This window comes from Streptomyces sp. NPDC053426, from assembly GCF_055585405.1.
Genome location: NZ_JBVJKE010000007.1, coordinates 305,439 through 328,937, shown reverse-complemented (window position 1 = coordinate 328,937; position 23,499 = coordinate 305,439). Strand labels below are relative to the sequence as shown.

Annotated in this window: 19 protein-coding genes and 3 pseudogenes; 12 read left to right on the top strand and 10 right to left on the bottom strand. The window is 72.1% G+C overall.

Annotated elements, in window-relative coordinates; all coding sequences use genetic code 11:
- Nucleotides 1–45: 45 nt before the first annotated feature.
- Entirely contained in the window at nucleotides 46–954 is a 909-nt protein-coding gene (locus tag ACZ62B_RS17200) for a DUF1963 domain-containing protein (protein WP_468983037.1), read from the top strand.
- 392 nt (nucleotides 955–1,346) lie between these two features.
- Here the strand turns inward: ACZ62B_RS17200 and ACZ62B_RS17195 are convergent, their stop codons facing one another.
- Nucleotides 1,347–2,285 (bottom strand): DUF1963 domain-containing protein, encoded by a 939-nt coding sequence (locus tag ACZ62B_RS17195; protein ID WP_469690928.1) that lies wholly within the window; start codon nucleotides 2,283–2,285, stop codon nucleotides 1,347–1,349.
- Between the two features lie 392 nt (nucleotides 2,286–2,677).
- Nucleotides 2,678–2,887, bottom strand: a pseudogene (locus ACZ62B_RS17190) (helix-turn-helix domain-containing protein); the annotation flags it as partial.
- Between the two features lie 79 nt (nucleotides 2,888–2,966).
- On the opposite strand from ACZ62B_RS17190, the pseudogene ACZ62B_RS17185 reads away from it, so the two are divergent.
- The 7 genes and pseudogenes from ACZ62B_RS17185 to ACZ62B_RS17155 all read left to right on the top strand — a co-directional run.
- Nucleotides 2,967–3,245: pseudogene (locus tag ACZ62B_RS17185) on the top strand (transposase); the annotation flags it as partial.
- 636 nt (nucleotides 3,246–3,881) lie between these two features.
- Nucleotides 3,882–4,982 carry an IS110 family RNA-guided transposase gene (locus tag ACZ62B_RS17180; protein WP_179167393.1) on the top strand — a complete coding sequence of 367 codons (1,101 nt, stop codon included), beginning with the start codon at nucleotides 3,882–3,884 and terminating at the stop codon, nucleotides 4,980–4,982.
- 32 nt (nucleotides 4,983–5,014) lie between these two features.
- Nucleotides 5,015–6,313 carry a bifunctional 3-oxoadipate enol-lactonase/4-carboxymuconolactone decarboxylase PcaDC gene (pcaDC, locus tag ACZ62B_RS17175; protein WP_469690926.1) on the top strand — a complete coding sequence of 433 codons (1,299 nt, stop codon included), beginning with the start codon at nucleotides 5,015–5,017 and terminating at the stop codon, nucleotides 6,311–6,313.
- Nucleotides 6,314–6,381: 68 nt separating this feature from the next.
- A complete protein-coding gene (locus ACZ62B_RS17170; protein ID WP_344559121.1) occupies nucleotides 6,382–7,017 on the top strand; it encodes an MBL fold metallo-hydrolase in 636 nt (211 codons plus the stop codon).
- A gap of 52 nt (nucleotides 7,018–7,069) precedes the next feature.
- The gene (locus ACZ62B_RS17165; protein WP_468727964.1) at nucleotides 7,070–7,849 is read left to right on the top strand and encodes an exodeoxyribonuclease III; all 780 of its coding nucleotides are present in this window, start codon (nucleotides 7,070–7,072) and stop codon (nucleotides 7,847–7,849) included.
- A 74-nt stretch (nucleotides 7,850–7,923) separates the two neighbouring features.
- A complete protein-coding gene (locus ACZ62B_RS17160) occupies nucleotides 7,924–8,331 on the top strand; it encodes a DUF6278 family protein (protein ID WP_469690924.1) in 408 nt (135 codons plus the stop codon).
- 146 nt (nucleotides 8,332–8,477) lie between these two features.
- Nucleotides 8,478–9,154 (top strand): annotated as a pseudogene (locus tag ACZ62B_RS17155) (amino acid ABC transporter ATP-binding protein).
- A gap of 270 nt (nucleotides 9,155–9,424) precedes the next feature.
- Here ACZ62B_RS17155 and ACZ62B_RS17150 read toward each other — a convergent pair.
- Nucleotides 9,425–10,180, bottom strand: a complete 756-nt coding sequence (locus ACZ62B_RS17150) for a hypothetical protein (RefSeq protein ID WP_344559115.1) — start codon at nucleotides 10,178–10,180, stop codon at nucleotides 9,425–9,427.
- A gap of 152 nt (nucleotides 10,181–10,332) precedes the next feature.
- Between ACZ62B_RS17150 and ggt the strand changes: the two genes are divergently transcribed.
- Nucleotides 10,333–12,141 (top strand): gamma-glutamyltransferase, encoded by a 1,809-nt coding sequence (gene ggt, locus ACZ62B_RS17145; RefSeq protein ID WP_344559113.1) that lies wholly within the window; start codon nucleotides 10,333–10,335, stop codon nucleotides 12,139–12,141.
- Nucleotides 12,142–12,166: 25 nt separating this feature from the next.
- On the opposite strand, the gene ACZ62B_RS17140 is transcribed toward ggt, so the two are convergent.
- The 7 genes from ACZ62B_RS17140 to map form a co-directional block, all read right to left on the bottom strand.
- Nucleotides 12,167–14,695: an ATP-dependent Clp protease ATP-binding subunit gene (locus tag ACZ62B_RS17140; protein ID WP_344559111.1), complete on the bottom strand. Its 2,529-nt coding sequence runs from the start codon at nucleotides 14,693–14,695 to the stop codon at nucleotides 12,167–12,169.
- Nucleotides 14,696–14,794: 99 nt separating this feature from the next.
- Nucleotides 14,795–16,786: an ABC transporter ATP-binding protein gene (locus ACZ62B_RS17135; RefSeq protein ID WP_469690919.1), complete on the bottom strand. Its 1,992-nt coding sequence runs from the start codon at nucleotides 16,784–16,786 to the stop codon at nucleotides 14,795–14,797.
- On the bottom strand, nucleotides 16,783–17,220 hold the full coding sequence (locus tag ACZ62B_RS17130; protein ID WP_468727954.1) for a lasso peptide biosynthesis B2 protein: 438 nt from the start codon (nucleotides 17,218–17,220) through the stop codon (nucleotides 16,783–16,785). The genes ACZ62B_RS17135 and ACZ62B_RS17130 overlap by 4 nt, the downstream gene beginning before the upstream one ends.
- Entirely contained in the window at nucleotides 17,217–17,471 is a 255-nt protein-coding gene (locus tag ACZ62B_RS17125; RefSeq protein ID WP_344559105.1) for a lasso peptide biosynthesis PqqD family chaperone, read from the bottom strand. The genes ACZ62B_RS17130 and ACZ62B_RS17125 overlap by 4 nt, the downstream gene beginning before the upstream one ends.
- A 71-nt stretch (nucleotides 17,472–17,542) precedes the next feature.
- Nucleotides 17,543–19,414: a lasso peptide isopeptide bond-forming cyclase gene (locus ACZ62B_RS17120; RefSeq protein ID WP_469690912.1), complete on the bottom strand. Its 1,872-nt coding sequence runs from the start codon at nucleotides 19,412–19,414 to the stop codon at nucleotides 17,543–17,545.
- Between the two features lie 22 nt (nucleotides 19,415–19,436).
- Nucleotides 19,437–19,547, bottom strand: a complete 111-nt coding sequence (locus ACZ62B_RS17115; protein WP_107056101.1) for a keywimysin-related RiPP — start codon at nucleotides 19,545–19,547, stop codon at nucleotides 19,437–19,439.
- Nucleotides 19,548–19,942: 395 nt separating this feature from the next.
- Nucleotides 19,943–20,719: a type I methionyl aminopeptidase gene (gene map, locus ACZ62B_RS17110; RefSeq protein ID WP_344559101.1), complete on the bottom strand. Its 777-nt coding sequence runs from the start codon at nucleotides 20,717–20,719 to the stop codon at nucleotides 19,943–19,945.
- Between the two features lie 33 nt (nucleotides 20,720–20,752).
- Between map and ACZ62B_RS17105 the strand changes: the two genes are divergently transcribed.
- From ACZ62B_RS17105 to ACZ62B_RS17095, 3 genes are all read left to right on the top strand, one after another.
- Nucleotides 20,753–21,022 (top strand): helix-turn-helix domain-containing protein, encoded by a 270-nt coding sequence (locus ACZ62B_RS17105; RefSeq protein ID WP_344559099.1) that lies wholly within the window; start codon nucleotides 20,753–20,755, stop codon nucleotides 21,020–21,022.
- 330 nt (nucleotides 21,023–21,352) lie between these two features.
- Complete coding sequence (locus ACZ62B_RS17100) at nucleotides 21,353–22,195, top strand: nitrilase-related carbon-nitrogen hydrolase (protein ID WP_073931194.1); 843 nt, start codon at nucleotides 21,353–21,355, stop codon at nucleotides 22,193–22,195.
- Nucleotides 22,192–23,478: an aspartate aminotransferase family protein gene (locus ACZ62B_RS17095; protein ID WP_344559096.1), complete on the top strand. Its 1,287-nt coding sequence runs from the start codon at nucleotides 22,192–22,194 to the stop codon at nucleotides 23,476–23,478. Before ACZ62B_RS17100 ends, ACZ62B_RS17095 begins: the two co-directional genes overlap by 4 nt.
- The last annotated feature ends 21 nt before the right edge of the window (nucleotides 23,479–23,499 follow it).

Below are 23,499 nucleotides of genomic sequence, written 5' to 3'. Positions count from 1 at the left end.
TTCGTGGACAACTGGACCAGCACCGTCGGCCCCTCCGGAGATCCTGTGGGGCAGACGTCCCGCAGCAGCGCCTTCCGGGCCTTCGCCCGGCGGCACGGGGTCTCCGACGACGCCATCACCCGCCTGCTGTGGAGCATGGAGCCGGCGGTGTACTTCGACTGGAAGGCCCCGGGGAGTGTCCGGCCCGATGACCGGGTGATCGGTTACATCGGAGGGGCGCCGGAGCTGCCCCTGGACATGGAGTGGGACATGGGCGACGTCTTCGTCGCCTCCTTCGACCTCGCGGCGGTGCCCCGGACGCTGTTCGACGACGGGCTGCCCCGGGAGGGGCATCTCCTGCTGTTCACCTGGTCGGACGCGGGCGGCGGCAAGGCGCTCTACATACCGCCCGGGACCGAGACGGCTGTGGCCCCGGTGCCCGTCCCGAGCGCACTGGACCTGCGGTTCGGGTCCTCCCACATGGTGCTGGAGCGCAGGACCATGGTGGCCTCCCGCGACGACGCCTGGGACGCCCACGCCTGGCTGATCGGCGAGGAGTACGGGGGCATCTGGGACGAGGTGGAGGACGAGGAGGCCGAGTGGCACGCTCGGCTGGAGGCCGCCGTCGAGGAGTACGCCGCCAAGGTCGGCGTCCGGCCGGCCATGAACAACAGCACCGACAAACTGCGGGGAGTGCAGCGGAACGTCCACGACAGCTGGGACTACGTCACCGAGGCGTTCCAGCGTCTGCGGGAGGAGGCGGTCCTCGCACTCCGGGATGACCCGGAGCGGTTCGACGAGGTGTACGACCGGGCGTGGCGGGAGCTGCCCGAACAACCGCTGTTGCACCTCGCGACCTTCAACATGGAGTCGCTGCAGTACGGCTGGATGGACGGCGACATCAGCTGGTTGATCAGCCGCGACGACCTCCACGCCAGACGGTTCGACAAGGTCGAGCACCACTGGCTGGGCTGACCCCGGCGGCTCGCGCACACGCCCAGCGCGATCGCCTCGCATGAGACGGTCCGTCGCTGGTGTGTCACGTTCGGACAGACCTACGCCGACGCGCTCCGCCGTCGGCATCTCCGGTCCGGGGTGGCCGGTGCACGAACCACCGGTCCGTCGACGGCCGCCCCGCGCTCCGGTACCAAGAGCGGTCGAAGAGCGGTCGGCAGCGATGCTCGCCAGGCGGGTGATGAGCACAGTGCCGACGCGGACGCCGGTGTCGAGTAGGGCCTCGACGGCGCCCGTCGGACAGTCGGCGAGATGGAGCAATGATGCGGGTCGGTCGGCTGCGCGAACTGAGCTTCCGACCTGGGCGCACGGCTCCGACACCCGCCGGGCGTAGCAGGGAGAAGAGGGAGTGTTCAGCAGTAATAGGACTGCATGACGCGGTCGAAGCGCTGCGCCAGAAGGTCCTCACGGCGGATGATCCAGCTCACCTCGCCGTCGCCGGTGTCGAACAGCTCGGACTCGCCGAACTCCAGGAGGTTCAGCCAGGGGCCGCCCTCCTTCCACCACGCTTTCTCCAGACCCTCGGCATGCAGCTCGTCGAACCTCTCCGGCGTACTTCTCAGCGTGACCACAGCTTCTTCGCACCGCTCCAAGAACTCCCTGCCGTACTGGCACCAGTAGTCCCGAGGACTAAACAACTCCCCCCGCAGGGTGCAGGTCCGGTGCACGAAGGGGATACTCCCGACTTGCTCGGCGTACTCCGTGATCGCCTCCAGAAGCGGACGGAGTGTCTCCCTGTCGTCCTCGTGGACGTCATCGAGGTCAGGCATCAGAGCCCGGGGATGGTCGTACTGGTGCTCGGGAGCCCATGTCCAGCCCAGGGGGTCCCATGATGTACCGGGGCGGTAGACCAGTGTCCGGCGCTTAAGGACCTGTGTTGTCCACGTGTTGTACGGGGCAATGACCGAGACGCCCGCGGGTGCGGGTCGTACGGTCGTCTCGGTGCCTGGCGGTACGTACACCACCGGTGCGGACTCGTCGTCCTCGTAGCCGACGTTCGTGAAGAACAACAGGTGTCCCTCACGGGGAAAATTGAGGGACAGGGGCTGCTCCGGTATCGCGGCCAGGTCCAGGCCGGCGACATAGACTTCCCCGCCCTCCCAGGGAACACTGGTGGGCAGCTCGGGCAGGCCGCCGGTGTGACCGACCACGATGTCGTGAGGACCGACAGCGGTCGGATCGACCATGTCGAGGTGTACGGACGGCTGCATGCACCACATGATGCGGGTGATGGCGTCGTCGGAGACGCCGTGTTCACGGGCGAAAGTCCGGAACTCGTCTGTGTATGACATACCGTCATCCTCACACCTGCCACTGACATGCCATGCGCTCGGGTTTCGTCAGCGGACCGCGTGCGAGGCACCTTTCCGGTGCCGTCGGCATGCTCTCGGCCGGCTGGCATCCGGGCAGCTGGGGCAGTCGGCCAGTAGGGCCGTGCCATCGGCGTACCAGGCGAGGAATTGCCGCACTCAAAGCGGACCTGGCCGCGGAGGAGGGCGCAGCAGCCGAACCGGCCGTCTCGTCATGCCCACCACATTTGGGCCGCGGCAGCACGATCACCCGCAGCCGGTCCGGCGTCCAGCTCGTCGCCTCCGGCGCCCGTGCCGGCCTGGTGGACGCGATCGACGCGGTCCTGCCTGGCGCCTCCTGACAGCGCTGCCGCACCCACTGAAGCCGTAAGGAATCAACCTGTCGGGGTGGCGCCTTCGTTTTGTGCTGCGGTGAGGAAATCAGCGGCGGATCGGTAGCGGGTACTGGCCGGGGACGGGAGGAGTCCGGCTTCGGCGAGCAGGGGGCGGATCTCGCGGACCGTGTTGCCGATCGAGGATCTGCTGACGTCGCCCAACGCCTCGGCGAGGACGTCCATAGTGCACAACTTGCGCAGATAAGTGGCGGTCCTCGACCTGGACCGGATCGCCCTTGGGTGCGTACTTGGGCGCCGCCCAGCACGACCTGCTGGCCTTCAGATCTAGCGACAGATCTGGTTGAACAACCCGCAGGAACGGCTACACGAGGAGATCCTCCCCCACGGCTGCGCCGCGGGAGGTGCCCCCAGCCGCACCGACGTGGTCGGCATCTTCTCCGACCGCACCACCGTCATCCGGCTCGTCGGTGCGGTCCTGGCCGTGCTGAACGACGAATGGACCGAAGCCTGCCGCTATATGGGCCGCGAACTCCTCGTCAAGGCCCGACTCCAACCGATCGAGTCAGAAACCGACGACCCGGCCGTGCCTACCGAACTCACCGCATAGCCTCGCACGAGATCACCGAGGCCACCGAGTGGCCGTCGATACACCACTCCAGCGGACGTGACCCTCAGTGTGGCGCCGCTGCCTTCTGATGGCGGTGCCCTATTCGAGACGAGGGCAGCGGCCTGGTCGCAACAGGTAGAGACGCCTTTTGTGGGTGGGTCCGCAGTCGATCCAGAACCAGGAGCCCCCTTGCGGTGAATGGGCCCCATCGGGGTGCTGATTACGGAGTGGGGCCGCTGCCGTAGCCGGTGAGGTCACTACCTCCTTGCGTGACGCCTCCCCGTCAATACCGGTCAGGAGTGGACGAAAGGCAACGCCTTGTCAATCCGCCTAATCAGATTGAGCATCGGTTCGGGCGAAGCCATCCGGCAATGATCGAGTCATGCCGCTGTGCCGGGTTCGATGGGACGGTTGTGCAGCGACATCCCGGACGGGGTCTGACTCGTGAGATCTATGACCGAAGTGTCCAGTCACGGACCTGTCGACTGTCGTCGCGGGATGCTGCCTGCCGCCGAGCCACAGGGCGTGTCCCAATAGGGGCCTTGCCACGATCAGGCGCCATCACGGTTCAGACCGCCCGAGCAGGCCGGTGCCATCCACCCAGCCAGCACGTGATCACGTGGGAGGACGACCACCATGAAGACCCGACAATGCAGCACCTCCTCGAGCACGGATCCTCTCGTTCGGCGCGAGGTCGTCCTGGGCGTGGACACGCACGGCGAGGTGCATGTCGCCGCCGTGATCTCCCCGCTCGGGAAGGTCCTGGGAACCGAGTCCTTTCCCGCGACGGCGGCCGGCTACCGACAACTGCTTGTCTGGGCCCGCAAGCGGGGGACGGTGCGCCGGGCCGGCGTGGAGGGCACCGGCACCTTCGGCGCGGGCCTGTCCCGTTATCTGCTCGCTCAGCAGATTCAGGTGTTCGAAGTGAACCGGCCCGACCGCTCGGCCCGCCGGCTGCTCGGCAAGTCGGACCCGCTCGATGCCCAGGCCGCAGCGCGAGCCGTGCTCAGCGGTCGCGCCCGAGCCCGGGCGAAATCCGGCGACGGTCCGGTGCACAGCGCCCGGATCTACAAACTCGCCAAGGACTCCGCGGTCAAGGCCCGCACCCAGGCGATCAACCAGCTCAAGGCCGTCCTGGTCATCGCCGACCCCGCCCTGCGGGAACGCATGTCGAGCCTCGGCAACGCCGAGCTGTTCCGCACCTGTGCGCGCCTCGGCCCGCACGACGGTGGTGGGGGAGACGAGGACGCGGTGGCCCAGGCCACCCACATGACATTACGCATGCTCGCTGAACGCATCGAGCAGCTCACCGGACAGATCAATGAGCTGAACCAGCGACTGACCCGGCTCGTCGAACGCCACGCGCCGCAACTGCTCGTACCGGTGGGCATCGGTCCGGACAGCGCCGTCACCCTGCTGATCACCATGGGAGACAACCCGGAGCGGCTCAACACCGAGGCGTCCTTTGCCGCCCTTTGCGGAGTCAGTCCCATCGAGTACTCCTCCGGCCGGCGGAGCACGCGCCGGCTCAACCACGGCGGCGACCGGCAGGCCAACGCGGCCCTGCACCGCATCGTCTTCACCCGCCTGCGTCACGACCCACGCACCCAGGAGTACTACGAACGCCGCACCCAGGAGGGCAAGACCCGACGTGAGATCGTCCGATGCCTCAAGCGATACGCAGCCCGCGAGGTCTTCAACCTGGTCAGACCGGCTTCCCGCACCCCTGCGTTATAGGGGCGTCCGTGAGACGTGAGAGGGTCTGGGGCGTGAGTGAGACACCACCCAACACCCTGCAATACCGCTTTGACGGGCCAGAAGACGCTCCGGTTCTGATCCTGGGTCCCTCACTGGGTACCACATGGCACATGTGGGACCGGCAGGTCCCCGAGCTGACGAAGCAGTGGCGTGTGTTCCGGTTCGATCTGCCGGGACACGGAGGCGCCCCCGCCCACCCCGCGGGCTCGGTCGCCGAACTCACCGCGCGGCTGCTCGCCACCCTCGAGAGCCTCGGCGTGCAGCGCTTCGGCTACGCCGGCTGCGCGTTGGGCGGTGCCGTCGGGATCGAGCTGGCCCTGCGCCACCCCGAGCGGCTCGCGTCCCTCGCGCTGATCGCCGCCTCGCCCCGCTTCGGTACGGCGGACGAGTTCCGCCGGCGCGGGGTCGTCGTGCGGACGAACGGGCTCGACCCCATCGCCCGTTCCTCACCGGAGCGCTGGTTCACCGGCGGGTTCGCCGCCGCCCAGCCCGCGATCACCGAGTGGGCCGTGCAGATGGTGCGCACCACCGACCCCGGCTGCTACATCGCCGCCTGCGAGGCGCTCGCCTCGTTCGACGTGCGGGCCGGACTCGGCAGCGTCGGCGTGCCCACCCTGGTGCTGGTCGGCTCCGAGGACCAGGTCACCGGCCCCGCCGAGGCCCGTACGCTGGTCGCCGGGATCCCGGACGCCCGGCTCGCCGTCGTACCCGGCGCCTCCCACCTGGTGCCGGTGGAGCAGCCGGCCGCCGTCACCGACCTGCTGGTGCGGCACTTCTCCACCGCCTGGCAGCCCGCCTTCGAGCCCGTCACCGGCCAGACCGCCCTGCCCGCGGCGGTGGTGAATCCGGTGCCGGCCGCCGCCCCGCCGCAGCTCGCGCCCGTCGCCGAGATCGCCCCGCCCGTCGTACCGCAGCAGCCGCGGGGCGGACCCGACCCGTACGACACCGGCCTCAAGGTCCGCCGGGAGGTGCTCGGCGACGCGCACGTCGACCGGATCCTGGCCGAGGCCGACGCGTTCTCGGGCGACTTCCAGGAGCTCGTCACCCGCTACGCCTGGGGCGAGGTCTGGAACCGGCCCGGACTCGACCGGCGCACCCGCAGCTGCGTCACCCTCACCGCCCTCGTCGCCGGCGGCCATCTGGAGGACCTCGCCTTCCACACCCGGGCCGCCCTGCGCAACGGGCTCACCCCGGACGAGATCAAGGAGGTGCTGCTCCAGGCGGCCGTCTACTGCGGCATCCCGGCGGCGAACAGCGCCTTCCGGGTGGCCCAGCAGGTCGTCCGCGAGGAGACCACGCCCCAGGAGTGAGCCCTCCGGGGCGCTCCGCGCGGCCGTGAACGGGACGGGACGGGGTGGGACGGGAGCAGAATGGGATCATGAAGCTCACGAAGAAGTCCCACTCCTGCGTCCGCCTGGAGAAGGACGGACGCGTCCTCGTCCTCGACCCCGGGATGTTCAGCGAGGAGGACGCGGTCCTCGGCGCCGACGCCGTCCTGGTCACGCACGAGCACCCCGACCACTTCGACGAGGGCCGGCTGCGGGCCGCCCTGGAGGCGAACCCGGCCGCCGGGATCTGGACCCTGAAGTCGGTCGCGGAGCAGCTCTCGGCGGCCTTCCCGGGCCGCGTGCACACCGTCGGCCACGGCGACACCTTCACCGCCGCAGGCTTCGACGTCCAGGTCCACGGCGAGCTGCACGCGGTGATCCACCCGGACATCCCGCGCGTCACCAACGTCGGCTACCTCGTCGACGGCGGGAAGCTCTTCCACCCGGGTGACGCGCTCACCGTCCCCGACCGGCCGGTCGAGACGCTGATGCTGCCGGTCATGGCCCCCTGGAACAAGATCTCCGAGGTCATCGACTACGTCCGCGAGGTGAGGCCGCGGCGCGCCTACGACATCCACGACGCCCTCCTCACCGACCTCGCCCGGCCGATCTACGACCGTCAGATCGGCGCGCTCGGCGGCTCGGAGCACCTGCGGCTCGCGCCGGGAGGCTCCGCCGAGCTGTGACCCGGCGGGCGGCGGGCGCGCGTTGTCACAGGTGCCGGGTAGGTTGTGGAACATGCGCATCGCGACCTGGAACGTGAACTCGATCACCGCCCGCCTGCCGAGGCTCCTGGCCTGGCTGGAGAGCAGCGGCACGGACGTGCTGTGCCTCCAGGAGGCCAAGGTCGCCGAGGAGAAGTTCCCGGTGGAGGAGGTGCGCGAGCTGGGCTACGAGTCGGCGGTGAACGCCACCGGCCGGTGGAACGGCGTGGCGGTGCTCTCCCGCGTCGGCCTGACGGACGTCGTCAAGGGCCTGCCGGGCGACCCCGGCTACGAAGGCTCCGTCGAGCCCCGCGCCGTCTCCGCGACCTGCGGCCCGGTCCGCGTCTGGTCGGTGTACGTGCCCAACGGGCGCGAGGTGGACCACCCCCACTACGCGTACAAGCTCCAGTGGTTCGAGGCGCTGCGGGCCGCCGTGGCCGGCGACGCGGCGGGCGCCCGCCCGTTCGCCGTCCTGGGCGACTACAACGTGGCACCGACCGACGACGACGTCTACGACCGGGCCGACTTCGAGGGCTCCACCCACGTCACCCCCGCCGAGCGCGCCGCCCTCGCCTCCCTGCGCGAGGCCGGCCTCTCCGACGTCGTCCCGCGCCCCCTCAAGTACGAGCACCCGTTCACGTACTGGGACTACCGCCAGCTCTGCTTCCCCAAGAACCGCGGCATGCGCATCGACCTGGTGTACGGCAACGAGCCCTTCGCGAAGGCGGTCACGGACTCCTACGTCGACCGCGACGAGCGCAAGGGCAAGGGCGCCTCGGACCACGCGCCGGTCGTGGTGGACCTCGACGTGTAGCGGGGCGCCGCCGGCCGTCGTCCGACCCCGCGCGCCTGTGGTGCGCGGCACTGTACGGATGACAGGCTGGAGGTATGAACATCCCTTTCCTGGGCAACCGGCGCCAGAAGGCGGGGGTTCCCGATCCCGAGGGCATCGCGGAACTCCTCGCCGAGTGCGAACTCCTGCGCTCCCAGGCCGGCCGGGCGGGTGTCCGACTCGACGACTCCCCGGCCTCGTTGGAGGCGCTGGACCAGCTGGTGCCGCGCTGGCGGGACGACGAGGAGGCCTCGAACTGGCTGGGCAACGACGCGGGGCTGTACCTCGGTACCGTCATCGTGCGCACCGTGCCGGGGGCCGCCTGGGAGATCCGCGCCGACGGGCAGCCGGTCGTACGGATCGCCTCCGGGAGGGAGCTCGACGTCGTGGACGCCGGACACGAGTGGGCGGCCAGCGGCGTGCCCGAGCTGTCCCAGCTGTACGCGGAGGTCGCGGAGGCGTGAGGCCCCGGCCCGCGGCTCGGTGCAAATCGGTACGAATCGGCGTAAATACGGCTAATGCTCGAAGGGCGCGTGTCGCGCCTTCCCGGTGATCTTGCCCGGATACCTTGCGGCGACCACCGCACGGCTGAGGACGAGGAGGGACGGGTGTGGCCGTCGATCCGCTGATCGAGCTGCGTGACGTCGACAAGCACTCCGGGGACCTCCACGTCCTCCAGGACATCGGGCTCACCGTGGACGGGGGAGAGGCGGTCGTCGTCATCGGCCCGTCGGGGTCGGGGAAGTCGACGCCGTGCCGGGCGGTCAACCGGCTGGAGACCGTCCGGTCCGGCACGATCCCGCTCGGCGGACAGCCGCTCCCGCACGAGGGCAAGGCGCCGGCACGGCTGCGCGCCGATGTGGGCACGGTCTTCCAGCCGTTCGGCCTCTTCGCGCACGAGACCGTGCCGCAGAACGTCTCGCCCGCGTCGGCGTCGCCGGCCAGGCGGACAAGTACCCGGCGCGGCTCTCGGGTGGTCAACGGAAGCGGGTGGCGATCGCGCGGGCGCCGGCCATGGAGCCGAAGGCGATGCTGTTCGACGAGCCGACCTCCGCCCCGGACCCGGAGATGATCAACGAGGTCCTGGAGGCCGTGCGGCAACCGGCCGGTGAGGGCACGACCGTGATCGTGGCCACGCACGAGACGGGCTTCGCCCGCCCGGCCGCCGACCGTGTGGTCCGCATGGCCGCCGGCCGGAGCGTGGAGGGCCGTACGCCCGGCGGGTTCTTCGGCGATCCGCGCAGCGACCGCGCCAAGGACTTCCTCTTCAAGATCCTCGAGCACTGAACGGGGTGACGCCCGTAGACTCCTCCGCCCGGACCTCGACTAGGATGGTCCCTTCATCCCGGTGGGGGAGGGGACTCCGCGCCAGGCGCGGGGACACCGCCACCGGGAGGGGCCCACCGCCCCACGTCCAACGGGGCGGCGGATCACATCGGCCGGACCCGTCCGGCGGCAGCCGGAGATCACTGCTCGCGCGGCGGGCGCGACCCCGACGGGTCGTCCGCCGACGAGGAGAAGGTCAGCTGCGCGCCGGACGGGTGGTGCTGAGCGAGGTCAGTCCGCCCGGTGACTGGTGCGCGGCGCGGCAGCCGGCAGCGCGGTCTGCGCGACCTTGGTCACGTCCGCGACCAGTTCGACCACATCGGGGCCGTACGCCTGCGAGTTGATCACCTTCAGCAGCAGGACGAACGAGTTCGATCCGTGCTTGCGGGCCAGCCGCTCGTGGTTGCGGGCGAGATAGCGGGTCGCGGCCTGGTTGGTGATCGCGCGCTGACCGCAGAACAGGAACACCGGCCGCGTCTCGCGCCGTTCACCCGCGGTCAGCCGCGCCAGCAGTACGTACTCGGTGATGCCCGGGTCCATGCGGTAGCGCTCGGAGCCGATCTGGAAGGCGCCCCGGTCCGGGCCCGGCTCCGGGTCGATGTTGACCCGCACCCCCGGCAGCATGGCCGCCATGTGGGCCACCATCCGCCGGTTCGACCCCGGCCCGCCCACACAGAACTCGGTCCGCTCGCCGAAGCCCTGGTGGGCCGCGTCCTGGGTGACCATCTGGACGTGTGCCCCGCAGTCCTTGATCAGCGCGGAGAGCTCAAGGAGCGCGAACACGTCGAAGCGGTGCACCGCCGGTTCCGCCGTCGCCGGATCCCGGTTGACGACGAGCAGGGACTCGGAGTTCTGCGGCAGGCCGAAGAACGTCTGCTTGCGCCGGAGCTTCCGCCTCCACAGGTAGGTACGGGCTATCCAGCCCAGCGCGGCGCTGATGCCGGCGGCCACCACGCCCAGAACGATGTTGCGCACGTCGTCACTCATGGGCGCGCATGCTAGCGGTCCCACGCAAACCCGTGTTCGAGACGCAGGCCACAGGGCCCGCCGGACGACGGGACGGCACACCCCTCCGGCATCCCTGACGGGAGCCCGATGACGAACTAGGCTGCGCGGACAGCCGTTTACCGGAGGTGCGGATGCGTCGTCCCGTCGCACGGAATCTCGCAGTCCTGGCGGTCGGTGCCGCCGTGCTGTCGGTGGGGGCGGCCCCGCCGACCGACCGGCACGAGGCACCCTCCCGGCACACCCCCAAGGTCCCGGTGGCCGTCGGCCACGGCGGCGCGGTCTCCAGCGTCGACGCCGACGCCTCCGCCGCCGGGATCGAGATCCTGAGGAAGGGCGGCAACGCCGTCGACGCGGCCGTCGCCACGGCCGCCGCGCTCGGCGTCACCGAGCCCTACTCGGCCGGCGTCGGCGGGGGCGGCTACTTCGTCTACTACGACGCCCGCTCGCGCACCGTGCACACCCTCGACGGCCGCGAGACGGCCCCGCTGACCGCCGACTCCGGACTGTTCCTGGAGAACGGCGAGCCGATCCCGTTCGCCGAGGCGGTCAGCAGCGGACTCGGGGTCGGCACCCCCGGCACGCCCGCCACCTGGCAGCGGGCGCTCGACCAGTGGGGCGAGCGCGGCCTGGGCACCGTCCTGAAACCCGCCGAACGCCTCGCCCGCGACGGCTTCACCGTCGACGAGACCTTCCGCGCGCAGACCGCCGCCAACGAGACCCGCTTCCGCCACTTCCCCGACACGGCCGGGCTGTTCCTGCCGGGCGGCGAACTCCCGGTCGTCGGCTCCACCTTCAAGAACCCCGATCTGGCCCGCACCTACAAGGAGCTGCGCCGCGAGGGCGTCGACGCCCTGTACCGGGGCGACATCGGCCGGGACATCGTGCGGACGGTCAACAAGCCGCCCGTGGACCCCGGTTCCGGCTGGAACGCCCGGCCCGGCGAGCTGTCCCAACGCGATCTCGCCGCCTACCGCGTCAAGTTCCAGCCGCCCACCAGGACCTCGTACCGCGGACTGGACGTCTACTCCATCGCGCCCTCCTCCTCCGGCGGCACCACCGTCGGCGAGGCGCTCAACATCCTGGAACGCACCGACCTCTCCGAGGCGAGCGACGTCCGGTACTTGCACCGGTTCATCGAGGCGAGCCGCATCGCGTTCGCCGACCGGGGGCGCTGGGTCGGCGACCCCGCCTTCGAGGACGTACCGACCGAGGAACTGCTCTCCCAGCGGTTCGCCGACTCGCGCGAATGCCTCATCGAGGACGACGCCGTCCTCACCAGCCCCCTCGCCCCCGGCGACCCCCGCGACCCGGAACCCTGCGCGAGCGGCGGCAAGGCCGCACCGACGACGTACGAGGGCGAGAACACCACGCACCTCACCACCGCCGACCGGTGGGGCAACGTCGTCGCCTACACCCTCACCATCGAGCAGACCGGCGGCAGCGGCATCACCGTGCCCGGCCGCGGCTTCCTGCTCAACAACGAGCTGACCGACTTCTCCTTCGCCCCGGCGGACCCGGCCGTGCACGACCCGAACCTGCCGGGCCCCGGCAAGCGGCCCCGGTCGTCCATCGCGCCGACGATCGTGCTCGACCGGCACGACCGGCCGGTGGTGGCACTCGGATCGCCCGGCGGCTCCACCATCATCACCACCGTGCTGGGGACCCTCACCGGATTCCTCGACCGCGGACTGCCCCTGGTCGACGCGATCGCCGCGCCGCGCGCCAGCCAGCGCAACACGGAGCTGACGGACCTCGAACCCGGCCTGTACGACAGTGAGGTCAGGCAGCGACTGGAGGCCATCGGGCACTCCTTCCGGGAGAACCCGGAGATCGGCGCGGCCACGGCCGTCCAGCGGCTGCCGGACGGCACGTGGCTCGCGGCGGCGGAGAAGGTCCGCCGGGGCGGCGGCTCGGCGATGGTGGTCCGTCCGACGCGCTAGACGCGCGCGGGGGACGCCGGCGCGCTCACAGCTCGGGCGCCGGCGTCTCCTGCGTACGGAACGCCAGGCGCCCGTCCTCCGTGTCCACCGTCACCCGGCCGCCCTCCCGGACCCGGCCGTCCAGCAGCAGCCGGGAGAGCTGGTTGTCGACCTCCCGCTGGATGGTGCGGCGCAGCGGCCGGGCGCCGTACTCGGGCTGGTAGCCGCGCTCGGCCAGCCAGTCCACGGCCGCGTCGGTGAAGTCGACCGAGATGTTCTGCCCCTTCAGCCCGCGCCGGGTGCTCTCCAGGAGCAGGTCGGTGATCCGCCGCAGCTCCTCCGCGGTCAGCTGGCGGAACACCACGATCTCGTCGATCCGGTTGAGGAACTCGGGACGGAAGTGCTCCCGCAGCGGCCGCAGGATCTGCTCGCGGCGCGCCTCCTCGTCCGCGTCCGCGCCGCCGGACGCGAAACCGAGGGTCGCGCCGCGCCGGGTGATCGCCTCGGAGCCGAGATTGCTGGTCATCACGATCACGGTGTTGGTGAAGTCCACCGTCCGGCCCTGCGAGTCGGTCAGCCGGCCGTCGTCGAGGACCTGGAGCAGGATGTTGAAGACGTCCGGATGGGCCTTCTCCACCTCGTCGAGCAGCAGCAGCGAGTACGGGTGCCGGCGCACCACCTCGGTGAGCTGCCCGGCCTCCTCGTGCCCCACGTAGCCGGGCGGGGCGCCCACCAGCCGGCTCACCGTGTGCCGCTCCTGGTACTCGCTCATGTCGAGGCGCACCATCCGGTCCTCGCTGCCGAACAGCGCCTCGGCGAGCGCCCGCGCCAGCTCCGTCTTGCCGACGCCCGTCGGGCCGAGGAACAGGAAGCTGCCGATCGGCCGGTCGGGGCTGGCGAGCCCCGCGCGGGAGCGCATCACCGCGTCCGAGACGACGCGCACCGCCTCCTCCTGGCCGACGACCCGCTGGTGCAGGTGCTGCTCCAGACCCAGCAGCCGGTCCTTCTCCTCCTCGGTGAGGCGGCTGACCGGGATGCCCGTCTGCCGGGCCACCACCTCGGCGATCGCCTCGGCGTCCACCCACAGGCTCTGGCCCTCGTCGACCTCGTCGTCGCCGCCGGTCTCCGCGATCCGCTGCTTCAGCTCCACGATGCGGTCCCGCAACTGCGTGGCCTGCTCGTACTGCTCGTCGGCGACCGCCTGGTCCTTGTCGCAGGTCAGCTGCTCGACCTCGCGCTCCATGGTCCGTACGTCCGTGCCCTTGGTCCGGGCCCGCAGCCGCACCCGCGCGCCGGCCTGGTCGATCAGGTCGATGGCCTTGTCCGGGAGGCGGCGGTCGCTCAGATAGCGGTCGGACAGCTCCACGGCCGCCAGCAGCGCCTCGTCGGTGTAGCGGACCTGGTGGTGGGCCTCGTACCGGTCCCGCAGACCGCGCAGGATCTCGACCGCGTCCGCGGGGGTCGGCTCGGGCACCATGATCGGCTGGAAGCGGCGGGCCAGCGCCGCGTCCTTCTCGATCCGGCGGTACTCCTCCAGGGTGGTCGCGCCCACGATGTGCAGCTCGCCGCGGGCGAGGGCCGGCTTGAGGATGTTGCCGGCGTCCATCGAGCCGCCCTCGCCCCCGCCCCCGGCGCCGACGACGGTGTGCAGCTCGTCGATGAAGATGATCAGCCGGTCGGAGTGCGACCGGATCTCCTCGACGATGTTGTTCATCCGCTCCTCGAAGTCGCCCCGGTAGCGGGTCCCGGCGACGACGCCCGTCAGGTCCAGGGCGACCACGCGCCGTCCGAGGAGTACGTCGGGCACGTCGCCCTCGGCGATCCGCTGGGCCAGCCCCTCCACGACGGCGGTCTTGCCGACGCCCGCGTCACCGATCAGCACCGGGTTGTTCTTGCCGCGCCGGGAGAGCACCTCGACGGTCTGCTCGATCTCGTCGTCGCGTCCGATCACCGGGTCGACACGGCCCTCGCGGGCCAGCGCGGTGAGGTCACGGCCGTACTTGTCGAGGGTCGGCGTGCCCGTCGCGGGACGGGGCCGCTCGGCGCGGGCCTGCGGGGCCTCCGGTGCCTCCGGCGGGCCGGAGGGGGCGAACCGGGCCGCGTTGAGGATGTGCCCGGCGGCCGAGTCGGGGTTGGCGGCGAGGGCGGTGAGCACGTGCTCCGGGCCGATGTAGCCGGCGCCGGACGCCCTGGCCATCTCGTGCGCGTCCAGCAGGGCCCGCTTGACGGCGGGGGTGAGGGACAGCGAGGTCGGCGGCGGGGCCTCGCCCGGGCCGTGCTGTACGGGGCCGGACCGGTCGTCGATCTGGGACGCCAGGGAGTCGGGGTCCGCGCCGGACCGGCTGAGCAGGCTCCGGGTCGGCTCGGCGGAGAGGGCGGCGCGCAGCAGGTGCTGGGTGTCCAGGTCGCGGCTGCCGTGCTCGGCGGCGTACTGGGCGGCGCCGCGTACCAGTTCGCGGGCGGGTTGGCTGAGGAGTCGGCCGATGTCGATCTGGCGGGGGCGTTGTCCGCCGAAGAAGCGGGCGAGGAATTCTGCGAAGGGGTCGCCCTCCGGGCCGACGAAACCACTCGTCATCGTCATCCGTTCCTTCGCTGGGTCGACGTGCCGGGGCCGGGTAACCCGGTCGGGGCTCGCTCATGCCCACGATGACACGATCCGTATCCGCGGGCACGTTCAGCGGGACGACGGGGTGCGGCGCGCGGCCCGGTCGCCGCCCGGCCGCAGCATCTGGCTCGCGGCCAGCTCCCGGTAGAGGGGACTCGCGGCCAGCAGCTCCTCGTGCCGCCCCTGGCCGGCCGTGCGGCCCCGGTGCAGGACGACGATGTGGTCGGCGTGCCGCACGGTGGACAGGCGGTGGGCGACGACCAGCAGGGCGCACTCCCGGGCCACGTCCTTCATCACCGTGGTCAGCGCCGCTTCGTTGATCGCGTCCAGATGCGAGGTGGGCTCGTCGAGCAGCAGCAGCGAGGGACGGGCGAGCAGGGCGCGGGCCAGTGCCACGCGTTGGCGCTCGCCGCCGGAGAGGGTGCTCCCGCGCTCGCCGACGACGGCGTCCAGGCCGCCGGGCAGCCGGTCGACGACCTCTTCGAGCCTGGCCAGTCCCACCACCCGCCTCAGCTCCGCCTCCGGGGCGTCGGGCACGGCGTAGGCGATGTTCTCCCGCAGGGTGCCGTGGACGACGTGGGTGTTCTGGTCCACGACGGCGATACGGCGCCGGCACGCGTCGCGGCCCAGTTCGGCGGCCGGGAGGCCGTCGAAGAGCACGGCACCCGAGTCCGGCTCGTAGAAGCCCGCGACCAGTGCGAAGACCGTGCTCTTCCCGGCGCCCGAGGGACCCACCAGGGCGACCTGGCGGCGTGGGGGGACGGCGAAGGACACGCCGCGCAGCACGGGCCGGTGCGGTTCGTAGCCGAAGTGGACGTCGTCCAGGGCGAGCGCGGGCCGCTCGCCGTCGCGCTCCGTACCGGGGCGGGGCCGGGCGGCGGGTCGGACCGGCGTGGCGGCCGGCCCGGTGTGCTCGACGGGCAGGCGCATCACCTGCTCGACCCGCCGGTGGGCGCCCATGCCGCGCTGGACCAGACCCACCGCGTGGAACACGGAGGACAGCGGCAGGACGAGGTACGAGGCGTACAGCAGGAAGGCGACGAGATCGCCCAGGGAACCGGACCGTCCGCCCACGCGCAGGCCGCCGACGACGAGGACGAGGAGGAAGGAGCCCTGGACGGCGAGTTCGACGGCGGGGCTCATCACGGAGGCGAGCTTCGCGGTGCGCACGCCCGCGTCGTGGGCCTCCCGCACCCGGGTCCCCACACGGGCCGACTCCCGTGCCTCGGCGCGGTGCACCCTGACCATGGGCAGGGCGCCCAGCGCCCGCTCCAGGTCGGCGGCGACGGCACCGACCGCGTGCTGCATGCGCTCCGAGGCACACCGGATCGCCTTGAGCAGCGAGGTGACGACACCGGCCGCGACGGCCACGGTCAGGGCGACGAGGAGCAGCAGCAGCGGGTCGAGCCACGCCATCAGGACGAGCGCCCCGGCGGCGACGACGCTCCCGGTCACCAGATCGGCCAGGGCCTGGGAGACGACCTCGCGCAGCAGGGTGGTGTCGACGGTGACGCGGGAGACGAGGTCACCGCCGCGGTGGCGGTCGTACTCGCGCATCTCCAGCCGGAGCAGCCGGTCGACCAGGCCGAGCCGGAGCTGCCGTACGACGCCCTCGCCCATGCGCTCCAGGAGGAAGCGGCCCACCGAGCCGGTGACGGCCTCGGCGGCGAACAGCGCGCCGAGCAGCCCCAGCAGCGGCCAGACGACCTGCCCGTGGCCGCTCGCGTCCACGGCCTGCCGGGCGACGAGCGGCTGGGCCAGCCCGAGGGCGGAGCCCGCGAGGGTCAGCAGGACGGCCGCGCCGATGGACCGCCGGTGCCCCGCGGTGAGGCGGTAGAGCGTACGGAGCGCGGCCCGGGTGGACCGGTCCTCACCCGAGGACGCCGGGGGGCCGGCGGGCCCGTCACGCTGCCCGGCGTCCCGGTCGGGAGGCACCGGGTCGTGGGTCGCCGGTTCGGGGTGCGTCGGGCCGGTGGGTGCGGGGTCCTCGGGCGTCGGACCGGTGGGCGTCGGGCGTGCCGGTGCCGGGTTGCCGGGGGCCGGCGGCCGGTGGTCGGTCATCGCGACGGTGGGCGGGAGGGCGGCTCCACGGAGACCAGTCGGGCGAAGTAGCCGTCGGGCACGCCTTCGCCGACCGGGTGCCCCTCGGCCTCGATCCAGGCGTGGGCGGTGAAGGGCGGCACGACACGGACCCCGGCGCACCAGGTCGGCCACGTCCCGCGCAGCCGGCACAGCAGCGCGGCGCCCAGGGAACGCGGCAGGCACCCCTTCGGCCCGGTGCAGCGCAGGCTGACGGCGCACAGGGCGTCGCGCGCGCCTTGCGCCTGGACGGCGGTGGCGGGTGCCGCGCCGCGCCGCAGCAAGCTCAGCACGGCGCGGATGCGGCGCGGCGGCAGCAGGGCGAGGACGGTGGCGGGCGCCAGGACCAGCCGGGCGGCCAGCCGCTGTCCGAACGGCACACCGGTGGGGCGTTCCAGCGCGCTGGGTGTCGTCATGAGGCCAGCCCCGCCTCGCGCAGATCACCGACGAGCGCCTGGACGTCCCGCAGGGCCTGCGCCGTGTCGATGTCGAACTCGCGGACCAGGGCGGCGGCCGCGTCGGCGACCTCGCCGCCGTCCAGCAGCGCCCGCACCACCAGCGTGGCGGTGGGATTCAACTCCCAGTACGTTCCGGCCCGTTCGTCCAGGAGCACGGTGCCGTAGTCGGTCTCGGCCGTGGAGACGTGTGCGTCGAAGCGCAGGGGCATGGCATCACCTTTCTGCTTTCTGCGCCGCGTGCCGGACGCCGCGCGGCAGGCGGGAACGGTCGGACAGGGGCCTACGGGACACGGGTGCCGGTGCGGGCGGGGGAGTCGCCGCGTCTGCGGGAGAGCCCGCGCAGCCACACCTCGGCGGCGATCGTCGAGTAGAGGACGGCGTCGGACAGGCCGGGGGAGGCCGGCCGCCGGGCGAGACGGCGCAGCTCGGCCCCGTCCACCAGACCGAGCCGCTCCAGCCGGGAGTCCTCCCACAGCGACAGCAGGTCGGCGCGGTTCTCGCGCAGTCCGTCGGCGGCGTCCATGGAGGCCGTGGCCTTGGTGGTCCGGCGCAGGCACGGTTCGGGAACCACCCCGCTCATCGCGGTGGTCAGCACCGGCTTGTACCGGAACGGCGTGACGCGTTCGGCCGGACGCACGGCGAGGCACGCCTCGATGACCCGGTCGTCGAGGAAGGGCGAGGCCATCGGCAGGCCGGCGCGGGCCGCCATGTGGTCCCACTGCCTGATGACACGCGCGGTGGAGCGGATCTGCTCCAGGTCCGCGTGCATGCCCCGGTCGGGGTGCAGAGGAGTCGCCGTCGCGACGGCGTCGAGCAGCGCCCGCCGCACCAGCCGCTCGGCGTCCGTGGTCACCCAGTCGAGCAGGCGGGGGGCCATGCCCCAGCCGAGTCCCGTGCCGATGGAGGACGGCGCGGCCGGCTCGCGCAGCCGGCCGGCGGTGTCGGCGAGCCACCTTCCGTACGGCCGTGTGTCGGCCAGGGCGCGGACCGTGTCGCCGAGCGGCCACTGCCACAGGGCCCGGAACCCGCGCAGTTGCCGCAGCGCGTGCAGGGGGCGGGTGCGCAGCAGCCGGTGGTAGTACGCCTCGGAACACCAGGCCACGTGGTCGCCGCCGATGCCGGTCAGGTGCACGCGGCTGCCGCGCGCGGCCAGCCCCGGCAGGTGGTGCAGGGCCCGGGAGCGGTCCATCACGCCGATGGTGGGTTCGTCCAGCACGTCGTCGACGTCCAGCAGATCGTCGTAGACCAGCGGCGAGGCGTCGGCGTCCCAGACCACGTGCTCGACGTCCGGGAGATACCGGGCCGCCCGCTCGGCCCAGTACAGGTCGGTGTCCGCCGGGTCGCGTCCGGGCCAGGTGCCGGCCACCACACGCGCGGGGGAGCGGTCGGCGAGGAAGCAGACGGAGGTGGAGTCCAGCCCGCCGGACAGGTCGCAGCTGACCACGCCACCCCGCCGGGTCCGCGCGCCGACGGCTTCCCGAAGGGCCGTGCGGACCCCCTCGGCCGCCTCCGCCAGCGGCACGACCGGTTCGGGCGGCGTCCACCAGCGGGTGTGCCGGTGGCCGCGCCCGTCCGCGGCGACGATCACCGCCTCGTGCGGGGGCACGGCGGTGACGGCGGGCCACAGGGACGTCTCGTACAGCGGGTACGGGGCGGGCCACAGCAGCCGGACGGCCAGTTCCGCGGGATCGGGGTCGAGGCCGAGGACGTCGGCGAGCACGTCGGCCCGGGTGGCGACGACCCGTGCGCCGGCGATCTCCGCGTGGAAGACCAGCCGGAGACCGGAGGCCGTGCCCTGGACCCGGATCCTCCCGCCGAGGGCGGCCACCAGATGGAAGCTGCCCGGGAGGGACCGGGCCAGCGCGTCGACCTCGGCCAGGTCGCGCAACCGGGCCGCCCGGTGCCGCAGTTCGTCCGCCTCCACGGGGCAGCAGCCGATGACCGCCAGGGCGGTGTCACCGGCGCGCGCGGTGACGGCCTCGTCGTCGCGCCAGTGGCCGACCAGCCAGGGCCGGCCCGAGGGATGGCTCACGGTCCGGCAGCCGGGCCGGGCGAAGGAGCGGGCCGCGGCGGCCGCTTCCTCGCGGTCGGTGAAGACCGCGAAGTGCGCCTCGCCGGGGCCCGTTCCCGCACTCGCGTGCAGTGGTGTCATGACGTCGGGTCGGTGCCGTCCGTCAGTTCTTGCTCAGGATCAGCCGGTCGTTGCCGGCCCGGCCCAGGAGCCCGGTCTCCTTGCGGAACGTACCGAGACGGACGAGGGTCGGCGCTTCGTATGCCTTCTTCATGACTCTCCTCGCGTGCTGGTTGCTCGGCCCGCTCCCCTCGTCGACGTGCCCGTGACTCATCGGGAGTCCAGGGCGAGGAGCGGTGCGGCACCCAGCTAGCGGCAGAACTGCCGGACAAGGCAAGAAGGTTCAAGAAAATATGACTGTGTGCAAAATGCCTGGTGATTCCGCTTGCGGGTCGGCCCGGCACCCTCCTTTCAGGTGCGGTATGCGTGCGCGGATCACTCCGATGTCTCTGCGGAGAAACGTTTCCACCTCGCCTTCCGCGCCGTATCGCCCGCCCGGTGCGCCGGTCCGGGCGGGTGCGTGGAAGGGGAGCCGCCGGGGCGCGTTCAGGAGCTTCGGCGTGCACCGCCCGCCTCCGCTTCGTGCGGGCGAAGGGGGGGCGGGCGTTCTCACGCGGCTCGGCGGGCCGTCAGAACACGCGGTCCGTTCTCGGTGATCGCGACCGTGTGCTCCGTGTGGGCGGCGCGGGAGCCGTCGTTGGTGCGGAGGGTCCAGCCGTCCGGGGCGGTGTGGTAGGTGTCCGTGCCGCCCGCGATCAGCATGGGTTCGATCGCGAACACCATGCCGTGGCGCAGGGGCATGCCCCGGCCCGGCCGGCCCTCGTTCGGCACGCCCGGGTCCTCGTGCATGCGGCGGCCGATGCCGTGGCCGCCGAAGTCCTCCATGATGCCGTACCCCCCGGCGCGGCACACCGTGCCGATCGCGTGCGCGATGTCGCCGATGCGGTTGCCGACGACGGCCGCCCCGATGCCCGCCGCGAGCGCCCGCTCGGCGGTCTCGATCAGCGTCACGTCGGCCGGGCGCGGGGTGCCCACGGTGAAACTGATCGCCGAGTCCCCGGCCCAGCCGCCCAGCTGGGCGCCGCAGTCGATCGAGACGAGGTCCCCGTCGCGCAGCCGGTAGCCGTCCGGGATGCCGTGCACGATCGCGTCGTTCACGGACGCGCAGATCACGGCCGGGAACGGGGTCGACGCGAAGGAGGGCCGGTAGCCCAGGAAGGGCGAGGTCGCACCCGCCGCGCGCAGCACGTCCCGCGCCACCTGGTCCAGCTCCAGCAGGGAAACGCCCACGTCGGCGGCGTTCCGCACGGCCGTCAGCGCGCTCGCGACGACCTGGCCCGCCTCGTACATGGCATCGATCGATGTGTCGGTCTTCAGCTCCACCATGCCAATTACTATACCGGTATTAGAATGGGTGCCATGGTGCGCACCCCCTTGACCCCCGAAGAGCGCGAACGCGGCGAGCGGCTCGGCCGGCTGCTGCGCGAGGCGCGCGGCGGCCGCAGCATGGCCGAGATCGCGGCGGACGCCGGCATCTCCGCGGAGACCCTCCGCAAGATCGAGACGGGGCGCGCCCCGACCCCGGCCTTCTTCACGGTGGCCGCGCTGGCCGGCGCGCTCGGTCTGTCGATGGACGAGCTCGTGGGGCGCTGCGCCCCCGCCGCGCCGAGCACGTCGATCGCCGCCTGAGCCCGGTCCCGGCGCGCGGTCCCGGTTCCGGCCCCGGCGTGCGGTGCACGGCCCGCGTCCCGCCCGCGCGAGGCGCGGGCGCTGCTCGACGCCCGCGTTCGGGCGCGCGTCCCCCGACGGCGCGGTCCGTCCGCCGCCCGCGTCGCCGGATGTGCCGCCGGCCGGGCTCCGGTGCCGCGGGTGACTCACCCACAGGGGTGTGAAACGGCGTCGACTCCACGGCCGCGGCGAGGATGGTCTTGGCAAGGCCGCCCGAGAGGCTTACGTTCGTCCCTCTACGGCCGTTTCTACGGGCGTAGAGGCTCTGACGTCGTGTCGAAGGAGCAGCTCATGGCCAACGTCGTACGTGCCGCTCTGGTCCAGGCCACCTGGACCGGTGACACCGAGTCCATGCTGGCGAAACACGAGGAGCACGCCCGTGAGGCGGCCCGGCGGGGCGCGAAGGTCATCGGGTTCCAGGAGGTGTTCAACGCCCCCTACTTCTGCCAGGTCCAGGACCCCGAGCACTACCGCTGGGCCGAGCCCGTGCCCGACGGGCCGACCGTCCACCGGATGCGGGAGCTGGCCCGCGAGACCGGCATGGTGATCGTCGTGCCGGTGTTCGAGGTCGAGCAGTCGGGCTACTACTACAACACCGCCGCCGTGATCGACGCCGACGGCACCGTTCTCGGCAAGTACCGCAAGCACCACATCCCGCAGGTCAAGGGCTTCTGGGAGAAGTTCTACTTCCGGCCCGGCAACCTGGGCTGGCCCGTCTTCGACACCGCCGTCGGCAAGGTCGGCGTCTACATCTGCTACGACCGTCACTTCCCGGAGGGCTGGCGACAACTCGGCATCAACGGCGCCCAGTTGGTCTACAACCCGTCCGCCACGCACCGCGGCCTCTCGTCCCACCTGTGGCGGCTGGAGCAGCCGGCGGCGGCCGTCGCCAACGAGTACTTCGTCGCCGCGATCAACCGCGTGGGCGTGGAGGAGTACGGCGACAACGACTTCTACGGCACCTCGTACTTCGTCGACCCGCGCGGGCAGTTCGTCGGCGACGTCGCCAGCGACAGCAAGGAGGAACTCGTGGTCCGCGACCTGGACTTCGACCTCATCGAGGAGGTGCGGCAGCAGTGGGCCTTCTACCGCGACCGCCGCCCCGACGCCTACGAGGGGCTGGTGCGGCCGTGACCGACGACCTGCTGGGCCGCCACCGGTCCGTGCTCCCCGACTGGCTCGCCCTCTACTACGAGGAGCCCCTCGAGATCACCCATGGTGAGGGACGCCACGTCTGGGACTCCCACGGCAACCGCTACCTCGACTTCTTCGGCGGCATCCTCACCACCATGACCGCCCACGCCCTGCCCGAGGTCACCAAGGCGGTGGCCGAGCAGGCCGGCCGGATCGTCCACTCCTCCACCCTCTACCTCAACCGGCAGATGGTGGAACTCGCCGAACGCATCGCCCAGTTGAGCGGCATCCCGGACGCCCGGGTCTTCTTCACCACCTCCGGCACCGAGGCCAACGACACCGCCCTGCTGCTCGCCACCGCCTACCGGAACAGCAACACGATCCTGGCGATGCGCAACAGCTACCACGGCCGCTCCTTCAGCTCGGTCGGCATCACCGGCAACCGCGGCTGGTCCCCGACCTCGCTCTCCCCGCTCCAGACGCTGTACGTCCACGGCGGCGTGCGCACCCGGGGCCCGTTCGCCGCGCTCGACGACTACGACTTCGTCGCGGCCTGCGTCGACGACCTGAAGGACCTCCTCGGCCACACCCGCCCGCCCGCCGCACTGATCGCCGAGCCGATCCAGGGCGTCGGCGGCTTCACCTCGCCGCCCGACGGACTGTACGCGGCCTTCCGCGAGGTGCTGCACGAGCGGGGCATCCTGTGGATCGCCGACGAGGTGCAGACCGGCTGGGGCCGCACCGGCGAACACTTCTGGGGCTGGCAGGCCCACGGCCGCGGCGGCCCCCCGGACATGCTGACCTTCGCCAAGGGCATCGGCAACGGCATGTCCATCGGCGGGGTCGTCGCCCGCTCCGAGATCATGAACTGCCTGGACGCCAACAGCATTTCGACGTTCGGCGGCACCCAGATCACCATGGCGGCCGGCCTGGCCAACCTCAACTACCTGCTGGAGCACGACCTCCAGGGCAACGCCCGCCGGGTCGGCGGCCTGCTCATCGAGCGGCTGCGGGCCGCCGCCGCCCACGTCCCCGCCGTACGCGAGGTGCGCGGGCGCGGGCTGATGATCGGCATCGAGCTGGCGAAACCCGGCACCGACGAGGCCGATCCGGCGGCCGCGTCCGCCGTCCTGGAGGCGGCCCGCGCGGGCGGCCTGCTCATCGGCAAGGGCGGCGGCCACGACACCAGCGCCCTGCGCGTCGCCCCGCCGCTGTCCCTCAACGTCGCGGAGGCCGAGGAGGGTGCCGACATCCTCGAACGCGCCCTGCGGAGCACGTCGTAGCACCGGCTCGCAGAGCCGGCA